The organism is Micromonospora sp. SD19, from assembly GCF_054462275.1.
Genome location: NZ_JBTLMN010000001.1, coordinates 1,493,123 through 1,507,771, shown reverse-complemented (window position 1 = coordinate 1,507,771; position 14,649 = coordinate 1,493,123). Strand labels below are relative to the sequence as shown.

Genomic DNA, 14,649 nt, shown 5'->3' with positions numbered 1-14,649 from the left:
CGTCGTCCGACGAATCAGCGCCGACGAGCTACCCCTCGCCGAATGTCGGTGCCACCAACTACGCCGACTCGGGACGCGGCCGCACGCGCGCGGCGCGCTGACCGGCCACGACCGTTCAGAGTGGTCCAGGCCCGCCGGCCAGGTGGCGCAGGTGGCACGACGCTCCTTTGGAGCTGAATCGTTTACGACATCACCGCCGCGCGATCACCCACGACGCCACCTCCGCACGATTACCCACGACGCCGCCTCCGCACGATCACCCACGACAGCTCGACAGGCAGCCTCGCCGTCTGGGCCGAGGACTGCCTCCGCGCGATCCCCCACGACACCGCCTCCGCGCGGTCCCCTCGCGCGGGTTTGGTCGCGACACCACCCCCACGGGTTCCCTCACCTGATTCGTTTGCGGCATCAGCTCCATAGGCACTGCGGTACCGCACCCCGCCCACACCGGCGGCCACGGAAGAGAGCCAACGGCCGCCGGCTGGGCCGGGCCGGGCCGGGCGACGATCAGCCCACTCCCCGGCCCGATCAATCGAGGCGGCCAAGTCAACCGGCCCGCTCCGACCCGCTGCCGGTTCCATTCACGCCCGTTGCACCGAGCCGGGTCGCCGGCACGGCTGCCGACAGCGCCAGGTTCGGCACAGGCGACCCGGTGAGGCAATTGCCGCCCACGGGTCCACCCACGATCCCGAAAAACTCCGAAAGTTTCGGCGACCCCGGAACCCGAGACGATGCCCCCACTCTGCCCACGTCAGCCGCACTGCACCCTAGCCAGGCGACCCAGCGCCCCGGTGGCCACACGAATCACGCATTGACTTACATGGATGTTCTGCTTACAGTCACCAACGAAATACCGAAAGTTTACCGAAAAGTAACCCGGAGGTCCGGCCGCCTTCCGCAGGTCGCCACGCAGCGATGGCGGGCGTCGGTCCGTTCCTGCGGCAGATCAGGAGGAACCCCAGCGATGTCGCAGCTCGTCCTGTTCGCGATCGACATCTGCGCGGTGGCGCTGCTCGTCTTCGGGCTCTACTTCCCGCGGCACCGTCGGCGCGACCTGGTCGTCGCCTACCTGGGCGTCAACGTCGGCGTCCTCGCGGTGGCGAGCGCACTGAGCGCCAGCGACGTCGGTGCCGGGCTCGGGCTGGGGCTGGCGCTGTTCGGGGTGCTCTCCATCATTCGACTTCGTTCGACGGAACTCGACCAGCACGAGGTCGCGTACTACTTCTCCGCTCTCGCACTGGGCATTCTCGGCGCGCTCAGCACCACCTCGGTCTGGCTCAGCGGAGGTCTGATGGCCCTCATCGTCGCGGTCATGTTCGTCGGGGACCACCGGCGGCTGCTCCGGCACTACCGGCACCAGATCATGGTGCTCGACTCCGCCGTCACCGATCACGTCGCTCTCGTCGCCCAGCTGGAGCAGCTGCTCAATGCCCGGGTGCACAATGCCATCGTCCAGCGACTCGACCTGGTCAACGAGACCACAGTGGTGGACGTCCGATACTCGGTCGCCCGGCGCAGCCCGGCGGCCGGCACCAGCAAGCGGGTCCGGGTCGGAGCGCTCCAATGACCACACCACCGCTGGCGAGGTTGGCGCCGGTCACACTCGCCGAGGTGATCGACCGAGCGGCGCTGCAGTGCAGGGTGGACCGCAAGTACGTGATCACCGTGGACGAGCTGCCGCACCTGCTGGACCACCTCACCCCGTACGCCCGGGTGTTGGACATCGAGGGTGAGCGCACCTTCCGCTACGAGTCGGTGTACTTCGACACTCCCTGTCTGGCCAGCTACCACTGCGCCGCGTACCGACGGCGCAGGCGCTTCAAGGTACGGACCCGGACCTACCTCGACTCGGCTCAGTGCTGGCTGGAGGTGAAGATCAGCGGAGCGCGCGGACGGGTCACCAAGCACCGACTGCCGTATCACGCCGAGGACCGCAGCACCGTCCGGTCCGGTCGCGGGTTCGTGAACGACGTCCTCGATCAGGAGGCGATCCTGACCGACCTCGCGGCCCGTCTCTTCGATCCGGTGCTGGTCACCACCTACCGTCGCGCCACCCTGCTGCTGCCGGCCACCGCGAGCCGGGTCACCATCGACACCGGGCTCACCTGGCAGGACGGCGACCGCGCGCTCCGGCTGCCCGGCATCGCTGTGGTCGAGACCAAGACCAGCTCGGCCCCGTCGCTTGTCGACCGGGCGCTGTGGCAGCGCGGGACCAGACCGGTCCGGATCTCGAAGTACGCCACCGGTCTCGCGGCCCTCCGCCTGGACCTCCCAGACGTGCCCTGGCGACGGACGCTACGCCGCCACTTCCGCGCCGTCCCGTCCTCGGCGCTGCCCGAGTTGACCGTTCCCCACCGATCAGAACAGGAGGCATCGTGCGCATGACCACCCGCAACACCGGTCTTCCGGTGGCGGCCTTTCGGGCCGCCGGGATCGCCGCCGCCACCGTGTTCGTCGCAGGCCTCCTCGTGGTGTCGTCGCCACAGGCCGGCGCCGAATCCGTCCCCGCCGCCCAGCCCGTCTCCGAGCTCCTCGCCGGCGCCCAGACCGCCGATGCGGCGGCGGCAGACGACCTGACCGGCGACATCACCTTCTCGGTGCCCAGCGGCACCTTCCAGGGGGAGGTGGCGGTGACGCTGGGCAGCACGATCAGCGGTGCCCAGATCCGCTACACCACCAACGGTCAGCCACCCACCGCCCAGTCGGCGCTCTATTCGGGCTCGGCGCTGCGCTTCACCCGCACCACCCAACTGCGGGCACAGGCGTTCGTCGGCCAGGCGCCAACGGGTGCGCCCGGCACCGCCATGTACGCCGCGCAGAACGTCACCACCGCCCACGACCTGCCGGTGGTCCTTATCGACTCGTACGGTGCGGGCCGGCCGGACCGTGAGTACTTCGACTCCACCACCATGATCTTCGAACCGACGGGCGGCGGCACCACGTCGCTGGCTGCCGCCCCGACGCTCAGCACCAGAGCTGGCTTCCGACTGCGCGGCAACTCATCGGCGACGTTCGAGAAGACGCCGTTCCGCGTCGAGTTCTGGGACAACGAGGACGACGACGCCGACCACCCGGTGCTGGGCATGCCCGCCGACTCCGACTGGGTGTTGCGCGGCCCGTTCCCCGACAAGGCGTTGATCCGCGAGGCTCTCGTCTACGACCTCGGACGCGAGATGGGGTTGCCGGCGCCGCGCTACAGGTTCGTCGAGTTCTATCTCAACACCGACGCCGGGCCGGTGGGTGCCAGCGACTACCTGGGCGTCTACATGTTCATGGAGACGATCAAGAACTCCAAGGACCGGCTCGACCTCAAGCAGTTGGACTCCGACGACATCACCCTGCCGAAGATCCAGGGCGGGTACATCTGGAAGTTCGAGTGGATGGCCGCCGAAGAGCCGACGTTGCCGTGCACCGGGCCGGCCGCCACCTGCTGGAACTACCTCGAGGTGGCCGACCCGTCGCCGCTGCAACCGCAGCAACGGGACTGGCTGCGCGGTCACATCCAGGAGTTCCACGACGTGCTGCACTCGTCGAACTTCGCCGACCCGACCACCGGTTACCGCAGGTACATCGACGTCGACTCGTTCATCGACCTCATGATCGTCAACGAGTTGAGCCGGGAGATGGACGCGTACGTCCGCAGCTCGCACTTCTACAAGGACCGGGACAGCAAGATCTTCGCCGGGCCGCTGTGGGACTTCGACCTCAGCTTCGGCGTCGGCGGCTTCTTCGCCAACGACCAGGTGTCGGGCTGGCAGCACCAGCAGACCCGGCAGCCGTCGGCCAACGACTGGTTCGCCCAGTTGCTACGCGACCCCGCGTTCGTCAACCAGGCCCGATCGCGTTGGCAGACGCTGCGACAGGGCTTGCTCTCCGACGCCGCGCTCCAGACCCGGATAGACGCTCTCGCGGCCCCGCTGACCAACGCGGCCCAGCGCAACTTCCAACGCTGGCCCAACCTGACGTCACCGACTGTCAGCTTCTTCCGCACACCGACCTCGCCCACCTGGCAGGGGCAGGTCCAGGTCATGCGGGACTGGATGCTGCGACGGGCCGCCTGGCTGGATTCCACCGCCGGCTGGGGTGGGTCGGTCCCCACGCCGCCGCCGACCACGCCACCCCCCACCACGCCACCACCCACCACCCCACCGCCGGCGGCTGGCTGCACCGCTGCGTACGCGGTGACCAGCCAGTGGACCGGCGGCTTCCAGGGCGAGGTACGGGTCACCGCAGGCGCCTCGGCGATCAGCAACTGGACCGTGACGTGGACCTTCGCCAGCGGTCAGAGCATCACCCAGGCCTGGAACGCGACAGTCACGAGCCAGGGCTCCGCGGTCACCGCCCGCAACGTCGCCTACAACGGCGCCCTCGGCGCTGGCGCGAGCACCACCTTCGGGTTCCTCGGATCGTCCACCGGCACACCCGGCACACCGACGCTGACCTGCACGGCGAGCTGACCGACCACCCGTTCGGGGCCGGGCCGACGATCGACCCGGCCCCGAAAGCCGGTCAGCTGATGGAGAAGTCCGCCAGCCGCAGCGGGGAGTCGAACACCAGGTACACGTCGCGGGTGCCGACGGCACGGGCCAACTCGGTGCTGGTGCTGACGTACCGGTAGTCGTCGCCGGTGCTGGGCACGGTGGCCGTGCCGAGTAGCCGGCCGGTGGGCGACCCCAACCGGATCTGGATGGTGCCGGCACCCGCACCGGCCTTGGCGACCTTCGCGCTGAAGGTCTGCGCGCCGGCCCGTAACGCGGAACCGTCGAAGGAGATCCACTGACCGGCCCCGGTGGCACCGACCGCCGTACCGCTGGGTTTCGTCTCGTCGACCAGCCGGACCCCCGCGTACCGGTCGAAGTTCTCCGCCCTGGTGGGCCGGGACAGGTCCCGCGCCGGAATGGTCTCACCGCGGACCCGGACCGCGGCGCGGGCCCGGATGTCCTCGGCGGACGCTCCGACCATCAGGTCGTGCACTGACGACTCGACCACCCACCGGCTGCGGGTGACGTCCCAGTGCGCCAGGTCCGTGGCGGGCAGGCGCAGGGTCACCGTACGGGTCTGCCCGGGCGCGAGCCTCACCTGCTCGAACGCCTTGAGCTGACGGATCGGGGTGATGTCCCGCGAGGTGCGCTGGTGGGTGTAGAGCTGAACCACCTCGGTCCCGGCCCGGCTGCCGACGTTCGTCACGTCGACGCTGGCCGTGATGGTCCCGTCGGCAGCCACCGACTGGGCGCCGGCACGTAGCTGGCCGTACCGGAACCTGGTGTACGACAGCCCGTGGCCGAACGGGTAGAGCGGCTTCGCGGTGCTGTACAGGTAGGTCTGCCGGGACGAGATGATGTCGTACTCCAGCAGGTCCGGCGGCAGTTGCGAGTCCGAGCGGTACCAGGTCTGGGTGAGCCGGCCGGACGGGTTGCGGTCGCCGAACAGGACGTCGGCGACGGCGTGACCGGTCTCCGCGCCCGCGTGGGTGGTCCAGACGATGGCCGGTACGTGCTCCTGCTCCCACCGGATGGTGACCGGGTAGCTGGTCTGGAGCACCAGCACGGTCCGCGGGTTCGCCCTGACCACGGCCTTGACCAGCGCCTCCTGGCCGGCGCTCAGCGCCGTGGAGGTCCGGTCGTGCGCCTCCCGCCCGTTGATGAACGGGTTGCTGCCGACCACCAGCACAGCGGTGTCGGCCGCCTTGGCCGCCGCCACCGCCCGGTGGATCCCACTGCTGATCAGCTCGCGACTGAAGTGGGTAGCGGCGGCCGGGGTCGATGCGCCGAGCTTGAGGGCGCCGTCGTCGCCGATCGTCACGTACGTGTCGGCGCCGAACCAGCTCTCCTTGGTCTCGTAGCCGACGTAGCGCAGCACCACCGTTCCGTCTGGCTGCGGCTCCAGCTTGAACTGCTGCTGGACGTACCAACCGTTCGGCTGCTCGTCGCGGGTGACGAACGGCCCCCAGTTGTAACCGAGGTAGCGGCCGTTGGCGGCGTTGCGCAGCGTCACCACGTCCTGCCCCCAGTCGACCACGTCGAACTGGGCGACGAGCGCCGGGGTCGCGCCGGTCCCGAGAACCGGGTTGGCGTCGGTGGTGCCGGTGGCCGAGACGTACTTGCCGGTCCGCACATCCTTCAGGGCGATCCGGTCCGCGCCGTCGAGCCCGCTCACACTGGCCGAGCCGCCCAACCGTTCGCGGATGCCGTCCAGCGCCGTCACCTGGTACGGCAGGTCGCCGCCGTACCAGTCGGAGTAGAGGGTGTCGCCCAGCGGGCCGAGCACCGCCACCTTGCGGGTCCGGGCCGGGTCCAGCGGTAGTGCCTGCCGCTCGTTCTTCAGCAGCACCATCGCCTCGCCGGCGGCCTGCCGGGCCAGTCGCTGGTGGTGGGGGCTGTTGATGACATCCGCTGTGATGCCGCCGTACCGGCCGCCGCCCGGGTCGAACTCACCCAGTCGGAACCGGATGGTCAGGATGTCCCGGATCCGGGCGTCGATGTCCGCCTCGGTGAGCAGGCCGGCGGCGAGGGCCTGCTTGATCGCGGTGACTGTCGGCTGGGCGTTGGTGTCGTCGGTGATGAAGCTGCTGAGCCCGGCCTTGATGATCGCCGCGTTCGCCTCGGCCTGGGTGCTGTAGTACTTCTGCGAGTTCACCAGGTTGTTCGGCGCCCAGGCGTCCGTGACGTTCATCAGGGTCTGGTCGGTCCAGCCGCGGACCACGGTGTCCAGGTCCGGATCGACTGTCGCGGGACGTCCGTTGACCAGGTTGTAGGCGGCCATCATCCCGGTCGCCGCGTCGGCGGCGATGGCTGGTTTGAAGGCGGCGCGGTCGTACTCGTTGAGCACCCGAGGTGGCACGTTCGAGGAGGTCACGTCCCGCCGGACCTCGTTGTTGTAGGCCAGGTAGTGCTTGAGGGTCGGTGCGCTCTTCAGGTGGTTCGGGTCACCGCCGGTCATTCCCAAGCCATACGCGGTGGAGATCGCGCCGGTGAGCAGCGGGTCCTCGGAGTAGCCCTCCTCGTTGCGGCCCCAGCGGGGGTCGCGCAGCAGGTTGACCACCGGCGCCCAGAGGTTGAGCCCCCAGACCCGGGGGTTCTGCGCGTGGTAACCGCGCGCCTCGTCGCCGACGGCCGACCCGACCTGCCGGATCAGGTCGGTGTTCCAGGTGCTCGCCATGCCCACCGGTTGGGGGAAGGCGGTGCCGCGAGCCTTGACCACCGCGCCGCCATTGTCGATGTCGGTCGACCAGGCCACCCCGTGCAGCGCCTCGGTGCCGGTCTTGAACAGGCCGATGCCCAGCCGGGGAACGGCCGGCTGGTACTGGTGCAACCAGGAGATCTTCTCGTCCTGGGTGAGACGGCCGAGCAGGTCGTCGACCCGGGCGCTCACGGGCAGATCGGGATCTCGGAACGGGTAGGTGGGCTCGGCGAGCGCGGTGCCGGGAACGGCCGGTAGGGCTAGCAGGGCAAGCGCGAGCGCGGTGATTCCGCGCCGAAGGCGCCAGTTCCGCATGCGGTTCTCCTCATGTCGTACGACAGACGCCCATGCGGGCGCCGAGGCCGTGTGACCTGGCTCGACACCCGGCTGACGGGCCTGAACGACGAATCGTCGAAGCGCTTCGACGACCCGGCCGCGTCACGACGGCCATGATTGTGGTGATCCGCGCAACTATAGATGTGCGCCTATCAATGGGCAACCGTGCCCGGCACCGTAACCTCGTCGAGGTCGCCCCCAAGATCGGGTGACGATGCCATAGCGGCACAGGCGGACGGACCCACTCCTAGGAGCATCGATGAATCATGCTTCACCCCATGGGTACGAAGCTTGCGGGTGAAACAGCCAGCGCAGTGAGGCGGGCGTTCGCCACCTGGGCGATCCGGCACGCTGCAATGTGACGGCTGCCGGACGGTCCTGCGATCAGCTCGCTGGCCGCAGCGACTCGAACCGTACGCCGGTGGCCTGTTCGGACAGTTCCCACAGTCGGCGGCCGTGCTCCGGGTCGGTCACCGTGGCGGAGAGTTTCCCGGGTGCGGGGTGGCCGCGCAGCTCGGCGGGGCCGCCGGGTGCGACGAGCTGTCCCGGCTGCGCCGCGGGGTCGGTGGCGGCGAACAGCTGCGGCCAGACGCCACTGTCGACCGGCTGGGCGAGGAGCGGGTTGCCGATCCGGCCCAGCAGCAGCCGCCAGATCGGCGTGCTGCCGCCGCTCTGCAGGTTCGTCGCGGTGTAGCCGGGGTGGGCGAGGAAGCTGCGCAGTGGGCTGGCCGCGGCGCTGAGCCGCCGGTGCAGTTCGTAGCCGAAGATGGCGTTGGCCAGCTTGGACGTGTTGTAGAAGCCCATCGGGGAGTAGCCCCGCTCGCCGGTCGGGTCGGCGAACCGCACCTTCGCCTGCCGATGGTTGACCGAGGTGACGGTGACCACCCGCGGGTCCCGACCGGCCAGCAGGAGGTCGAGCAGCAGACCGGTGAGGGCGAAGTGCCCGAGGTGGTTGGTGGCGAACTGCATTTCATGCCCCTGCGGGCTGAGAGTGCGCGGCAGTGCCATCACCCCGGCGTTGTTGATCAGCACGTCCACTCGGCGATGGTCGGCGTGCATCCCGTCGGCGAACATGCGCACCGAGTCGAGGTCGGCGAGGTCGATCCGCCGGACTTCCAGGTCGACGGCGGGCTGGGCCGCGGCGATGTCGGCCGCCACCTGGTGACCCTTCGCCTGGTCGCGGACGGCCATGACGACGGCTGCGCCACGGCTGGCGAGCGCCCGGGTGGTGGCCAGGCCGAGGCCCGCCGTGGCACCGGTGACGACGAAGGTGCGACCGCTCAGGTCGGGGATCTGTTCGGTGGACCAGCCATTGACAGTCATGCGACCCACTGTGCAACCGGTGACACTGAGTGTCAAGACATACGTCTGGTGTCAACGTTGGCAGGAGGTAGCACCCTATGGCGTAGCATCGGCGAATGAGATCCCGCGCGGACAGCAGCCTGGCCGAACGCAAACGCCAGCTCGTTGCCGACGAACTGCGCGACGCCGCCCTGATGTTGCTCGCCACCAAGGGCTTCGACGTGGTGACCGTCGACGACATCGTGGCGGCGGCCGGCATGTCGAGGCGTACCTTCTTCCGCTACTTCGCGTCCAAGGAGGACGTTGTCGTCCGGTTCCTGGCCGACATGAGCGTGGACGTCATCACCGAACTCGCCGCCCGGCCACCCGCCGAAGCACCGTCGGTCGCGCTGCGCCACGCCCTCTGGGTGCCGCTGGCCGCGTGCAACGACCACCCGGAACACTCCGAGCGGGCCCGCGTCGTCGTCCGCCTCATCCTGGACACCCCGGCCCTGCACGCCCGCTGGCTGGAGAGCCAGATCCAGTGGCGTGCCGAGCTGGCCACCGAACTGGCCAGTCGGTGCGGCCTCGACCCGCACACCGACCCCTACCCACGGATGGCGGCCGGGATGGCCCTGCTGGCCCTCGACACGGTGCTCCAGCAGTGGCAGCCGGGTGACGACGAGCAGCGCCTGACCGAGCTGACCGACCGGGCGTTCGCCGTGGTGTCTCCGGCCCTCGACGCGCCGACCACGCCACCCGACGCCGGCTGAGCGGCGCCCCCGAGCGAATCAGCGCGGTTTCAGCACCCTTTCAGGCCGCTCAATACGTTCGCGGCATGACACCCAAACGTTGCCCGCGCGCCCGGCGCGGGACCGCCGTGCTGGCGATGATCGCGGTCACCGCGGCGAGCGCGCTCTTCGGCGAACCCGCGTCGGCCGATCACGTCCCCATCCCGCAGACCGCCCTCACCGATCGGGCCTTCGGCCAGGTCGCCGAGACCCACCTCCAGGGTGCCGATCGGATCACGGCGGCAGTGCTGTCGGCCGAATTCGTCCAGTGGCACCGGCTGCACCCGACCGCCACCGCCGAACAGGCACAGACCCAGCTCACCACCCGCAGGCAGCTGCTCGACGACTCGCTGACCGCGTTCGACCTGCTCCTGCCCGAGCAGGACCTGCTGCTCAAGTCCGTCGACATCCTGCTCGGTGCGCCCGGCGGCGACACCCGGACCTCACCGGAGATCACCGGCCTGATCGGGGCCGTCATCGGGAAGACGGTCGAGGCGTGGGACACCCGTGAGGAACTCGCATCCGGCGCGCTGCGGACCGCCCAGTGGCTGCGCGGCCGTGACGACGCTCTCGCCACGGTCTGGTCCGCGATCCGGCAGGCGGCGGCAGCCAGCGCACCTGTCGCCACCGCCTGGAACGCCGTCCTGGGCGAACCGTTCGGGGTCGACATCACCAGCGGATACCAGGAACTCAGCCAGGACCCCGGGCTGTCCCACGTGGACCTCGCCGCGATCCTGGCGTTGCAGGGCGATCCTGCGGCGTTCGTCGCGGCGGCCAAGCAGCAGTTGGCCGCCCTGCACGCGCAGCTGCTCGGCCTCAGCCTGGAGATCCGTCTCGAAATCGGCGAGAACAACCAGAAGTGTCCGCCCGAAGGGCCGCCCAGCGCCGCGTGCACCGCGGCGGCGAAGAAGGCTGCCGAGGACCGGGACAAGGACCGGCAGCAGACGATCTCCGACATCAAGGCCGGGGTGGGCATGGTCTCCACCCTCATCGGGTTCGCCGACCCCGACGCCGGCAAGAAGTCCAAGGTGATCGGCGAGGCGGTGCTCACCACGATCAGCGCGATCTCCAAGTACGCGGCGGCGATCACCGGCCGCGGCCTGGCGGGATCGATCTTCAGCACCGCGACGCTGGCGATGACCGGCAACATCTTCGGTGCGGTGATGTCGGTCGTCGGGCTCTTCGGCAGCAGCGCCCCGTCGCTTGACTCGCAGATCCTCGCCCAGGTCAAAGCGTTGCGCGACGAGGTGCGGGCCCTCGGCGACGAGATGCGGGCCAGCTTCGCGCGGGTCGAGGCCCAGATCAACACGGTGTACGCGAACATGATGGCCCAGTTCGACAAGCTGAACGCGGCGATCGCCGGCAACACCGCGCAGATCACCCTCGTCCAGCAGCAGGTCGCCCAGCTCGGCCTGCGCCTGGAGGACATCGCCGCCACCGTCCTGGCCGCGATCGGCGACGCCACCCTGCACGACGCCCGCGCCGACATCAACAAGTACCTCGGCTACCGGGAGAACTTCGGCCAACCCATCCCGACGTACAACGAGTTCGTCGGCCCAGAGAACGAATTCCACCTGACCGCGACGCAGCTGGCCAGCGGCGCCGCCTTCGTGGTGCCCGCCACCGACGCCGACAACCCGGCGATCGACCCGACCACCGTGCTGAACAGCTTCGGCGAGGCCCGGTCGATCAACTACCTGGCCCGGGTCGCCAGCGGGCGGGACCCGTCGATGGTCGAACCGTCCACACCGGTCGGCAACCCGACCGTGTGGAACCTCGGCGCGCAGGCGTACGCCATGTTGATGCTGCAGAACCCGACGTACGCCGCCCAGGTCAGCACCGGACGCGCGGCGCAGATCGAGGCGGAGGGCACCCGCATCGCCGACCTCGCGGCCAGCTTCGGTCGGCCGGCCAACGGCAACGCCAACAGCCTGATCACCGGGTTGGTCGACGAGTACGTCGGCGCCACCAACGAGCTGTCGACAGCGCTCGCCGCTCTCCGGACCAACGAGGTCCAGGCCCGCTACGAGCCGGACGCCAACGGCGTACAGGTGAGGACCCTCAAGAACTACGACCTGTTCTGGGACACCGACAAGCCGCTCGCCCCTGCCCCGGCCAAGGCCGACGAGGCGACGGTGCCCTCGTGTGGCGGCAGCAGGCAGATCGACCGACCCGGTAACGTCCGCTACGACCTGATGTCGAACGTGGTGCGGGCACTCCAGTACGCGTACACGCCACGCCTCGACGAGCCGCCGGCCGGGGTGCGGGAGTTGCCCGAGGTCGGCCACTGCTACACGCCGAGCTGGGTCTACACGCGGACGACGGGCTACGGCACCGGAGTGATCCGCCACTACGGCAAGCTGCGGTTGCAGATCCACAGCCGGTTCCGACTGAACTCCAACGCGGCCTGGCAGAACTCCCGGACCGCCGACTACACCTGGCCGGACGAGCAGGTCTACCAGGTCGACTGCGAGCTGTTCAACTGCGACAGCGAGACCACGCCCGACCAGGCCCTGACCCAGAAGTGGCCAACCGGCCGGTACGCCTTCGCGAGCGCCGCGACGGCCATCAACAACACGGCGCTGGACACCACGCTGACACCGACCCTGCGCGGTTTCCTCCAGGCCCGGCAGAAGCTGATGTACGACCGGGTCCGGGACCAGAGCACGCAGGTCAGCGGGTCGATCCCCACCGCCCTGAAAAAGGTGAACACCGCCGCGCGGCTGCTGCAGGCGTACACCAGGTTGGGTCTGCCCAACGCCCTCGACTCCGACGACGTGTTGTCGGCGAACCTGTTCGGGCAGTACCAGCTTCCGGTGAACATGCCGACGGACGCCAAGATCGGCAATGCCTATGCCAGGGCGAGCGGGAACTACACCCTCTGCGGGCCCACGCCGTGCCCGCTCGACCTCAGCCGTCCGCTGCGCGACCAGGTCAGCCTCAAGGTGCCCTGCGAGCCCGCTGTCGACTCGTCCAACCTGCCCGGTGACCCCCTCGGCGACTGTCTGATCACCAGCGCGCGGTCCCGCGCCAACGCGCTGATGCAGCGGTACGAGGTCTGGGCGGACCAGATGACCGCCGGGCTGCACCACGAGCGGGTGCCGTGGCTGAACGACACCCTCGTGGGCCTGCGCATCACCACGCGGCTGTCCCACGCCAGCTGACCCACCGTTGCCGGCGCCTCCGGGCGCCGGCAACGTGTCACACCACCCAAGGCGTGAACCCAGCGCCCAACCGTCTGAGCGCCCTCGAACCGGCGGCGATCGACGAAACAAGGCCTAGCGTCGTTGACATGACCACTGATCCCCAGACGTGGGTGCCCGAGTCGTGCACCTTGCCGAGCGCCCAACAGCCACTGCGGCTGGCCGAATTCGACGACCTGTTCGCCACCGCTCTGCTCCAGCAGGAACGGCTGTCCCCCACCGCACTGCGGTGGCGTCTCGACCCGGCCGCCGAGGCGACCACCCGGGACCTGACCGCCCGGGAAAGCTCCTGCTGCTCGTTCTTCTCGTTCACCATCGCCGCCGACGCCGGCGCGCTACGCCTCGACGTGCAGGTGCCGGCCGCGCACGTCGACGTCCTCGACGCGCTCGCGCTGCGCGCCGCCGCCCGGATGACGGCGTGAGCGCATCGCCCAGCAGCCAGGTCGCCACCGCAGCCGGGGAGCACCTTGGCCGATCCGCCGCGGGCGGCTCGGCGGGAGCGACTGCCGACGCCCGACCAGCCCACCGGCATGATCGTGGACCGCGCCACCTCGGTACGGTCCACCGATGACCGTCGTCCGCTCGATCCTGCTGTTCACCGTCGCCGCCCTGTTCGAGATCGGCGGGGCGTGGCTGATCTGGCAGGGCTGGCGCGAACACCGCGGCCTGTGGTGGATCGCCGCCGGGGTCATCGCCCTCGGCGCGTACGGATTCGTCGCCACCTTCCAACCCGACCCCAACTTCGGGCGCATCCTCGCCGCCTACGGCGGCGTGTTCGTCGCCGGATCCCTCGCCTGGGGCGTCATCGTCGACAGGTTCCGGCCCGACCGGTGGGACGTCATCGGCGCAGGCATCTGCCTCGTCGGCGTCGCCTTGATCATGTACGCGCCGCGTTCGGCAGGCGGCTCCTGATCGCCCAAAGGCGGGCTGATCGAGCGCAAGTTCACAGTCATGGAGAGCCGGCTCGTGCGTGCGCGGTAGAACGAGACCGCTGTCTTGCTGTGCGATCGACTCGGCACAAGCCTGCGCGACCGCGCCGCTCAGGCTGGGGATACTCCGGTCAGACAGGTAGCGGTAGATGCAGCCGAGGTTGCAGATGCGGTCGGCTGCACGACCAGGGTGTGGAAGCTGCCGACGATCGCCGGATGGCCGATGAAGTTGATGAGGGCAATGCCGTTCACGAGGAGGCCTCTTCGATGCTGACGGCCGTGGTGGTGTTGACGCGGTAGGCGTGGGTGCGGCGAGCGGGCCAGCCGAGGAACCGGTCGAAGATGTCGGCGGCGCTTCCCGTGACGCTCGGGCTGAGCCGGTGCAGGTCGTCGATCGCGTCGTGCAGGCAGCCGGCCAGGTAGAGGAACAGATTCATCGGCTCTTCCCGGTACTCCGCGAGGAGCGCGAGCTTCGCCGCACCGCAGGGCCACGGCTGCCCGCACCGGCGGCACAGCCACAGCGGGCGCATCGGCAGATGTTCCACCTCGGCTGGCGCGAGCCGGTTCGCCGCGAGACGGCGCTGCTGCCCGGTCATCGGCGACCGCCCTCGCGGGCCTGCTGCTCGAACAACCGACGCCACACGAAGGTGAGCAGCGGCGGATCAGCGGGCCACCCCCGCCCCTGTGAGGACGTCCACCTGGGCTCGGTGCGTCGGGACTGACCGGCCATCGCGTTGCGCGAGACGTACACCGTCATGCCGCCACCCCCGCCAGGAACGATGAGCGGCGGGCTCGCCGGGGGAATGGCGAGCCCGCCGCCGCATCACGGCGGCTGGGAGCAGGCCGCCGATCACCCACCCACGCAGCCCTCATGGCGGTACGCAGGCGGGGAGAACACCGAGACAGTTCGCTCCCGGACGGACCGAGCCA

11 protein-coding genes and 1 pseudogene are annotated in these 14,649 nt (G+C 69.7%); 7 read left to right on the top strand and 5 right to left on the bottom strand.

What is annotated here, in order from left to right; all coding sequences use genetic code 11:
- The first annotated feature begins 964 nt into the window (after positions 1-964).
- From ACX27O_RS07020 to ACX27O_RS07010, 3 genes are read left to right on the top strand one after another with little or no spacing between them, the layout of a single operon-like run.
- Positions 965-1,567: a DUF4956 domain-containing protein gene (locus tag ACX27O_RS07020; RefSeq protein WP_030331150.1), complete on the top strand. Its 603-nt coding sequence runs from the start codon at positions 965-967 to the stop codon at positions 1,565-1,567.
- On the top strand, positions 1,564-2,385 hold the full coding sequence (locus ACX27O_RS07015) for a polyphosphate polymerase domain-containing protein (RefSeq protein ID WP_210857977.1): 822 nt from the start codon (positions 1,564-1,566) through the stop codon (positions 2,383-2,385). Before ACX27O_RS07020 ends, ACX27O_RS07015 begins: the two co-directional genes overlap by 4 nt.
- The gene (locus ACX27O_RS07010) at positions 2,382-4,457 is read left to right on the top strand and encodes a CotH kinase family protein (protein ID WP_458939111.1); all 2,076 of its coding nucleotides are present in this window, start codon (positions 2,382-2,384) and stop codon (positions 4,455-4,457) included. The genes ACX27O_RS07015 and ACX27O_RS07010 overlap by 4 nt, the downstream gene beginning before the upstream one ends.
- Positions 4,458-4,509: 52 nt before the next feature.
- On the opposite strand, the gene ACX27O_RS07005 is transcribed toward ACX27O_RS07010, so the two are convergent.
- Positions 4,510-7,494: a glycoside hydrolase family 3 protein gene (locus ACX27O_RS07005; RefSeq protein ID WP_458939086.1), complete on the bottom strand. Its 2,985-nt coding sequence runs from the start codon at positions 7,492-7,494 to the stop codon at positions 4,510-4,512.
- A gap of 405 nt (positions 7,495-7,899) precedes the next feature.
- Positions 7,900-8,838, bottom strand: coding sequence for an oxidoreductase (locus ACX27O_RS07000; RefSeq protein WP_458939085.1), 939 nt, complete (start codon positions 8,836-8,838; stop codon positions 7,900-7,902).
- Between the two features lie 95 nt (positions 8,839-8,933).
- On the opposite strand from ACX27O_RS07000, the gene ACX27O_RS06995 reads away from it, so the two are divergent.
- The 4 genes from ACX27O_RS06995 to ACX27O_RS06980 all read left to right on the top strand — a co-directional run bounded on the left by ACX27O_RS06995 (position 8,934) and on the right by ACX27O_RS06980 (position 13,702).
- Positions 8,934-9,569: an acyl-CoA-like ligand-binding transcription factor gene (locus ACX27O_RS06995; RefSeq protein ID WP_358137966.1), complete on the top strand. Its 636-nt coding sequence runs from the start codon at positions 8,934-8,936 to the stop codon at positions 9,567-9,569.
- Between the two features lie 65 nt (positions 9,570-9,634).
- Positions 9,635-12,751 (top strand): hypothetical protein, encoded by a 3,117-nt coding sequence (locus ACX27O_RS06990; RefSeq protein ID WP_458939084.1) that lies wholly within the window; start codon positions 9,635-9,637, stop codon positions 12,749-12,751.
- 128 nt (positions 12,752-12,879) lie between these two features.
- Entirely contained in the window at positions 12,880-13,212 is a 333-nt protein-coding gene (locus ACX27O_RS06985) for a hypothetical protein (protein ID WP_030331163.1), read from the top strand.
- A gap of 145 nt (positions 13,213-13,357) precedes the next feature.
- Complete coding sequence (locus tag ACX27O_RS06980; RefSeq protein ID WP_030331165.1) at positions 13,358-13,702, top strand: YnfA family protein; 345 nt, start codon at positions 13,358-13,360, stop codon at positions 13,700-13,702.
- Positions 13,703-13,777: 75 nt separating this feature from the next.
- Here the strand turns inward: ACX27O_RS06980 and ACX27O_RS06975 are convergent.
- From ACX27O_RS06975 to amcA, 3 genes and pseudogenes are all read right to left on the bottom strand, one after another.
- Positions 13,778-13,971: pseudogene (locus ACX27O_RS06975) on the bottom strand (cyclophane-forming radical SAM peptide maturase AmcB); the annotation flags it as partial.
- Complete coding sequence (locus ACX27O_RS06970) at positions 13,968-14,315, bottom strand: hypothetical protein (protein ID WP_030331167.1); 348 nt, start codon at positions 14,313-14,315, stop codon at positions 13,968-13,970. The gene ACX27O_RS06970 and the pseudogene ACX27O_RS06975, both read right to left, overlap by 4 nt.
- Positions 14,312-14,476 (bottom strand): multiple cyclophane-containing RiPP AmcA, encoded by a 165-nt coding sequence (gene amcA, locus ACX27O_RS06965; protein WP_167337295.1) that lies wholly within the window; start codon positions 14,474-14,476, stop codon positions 14,312-14,314. Before amcA ends, ACX27O_RS06970 begins: the two co-directional genes overlap by 4 nt.
- Positions 14,477-14,649: the final 173 nt, after the last annotated feature.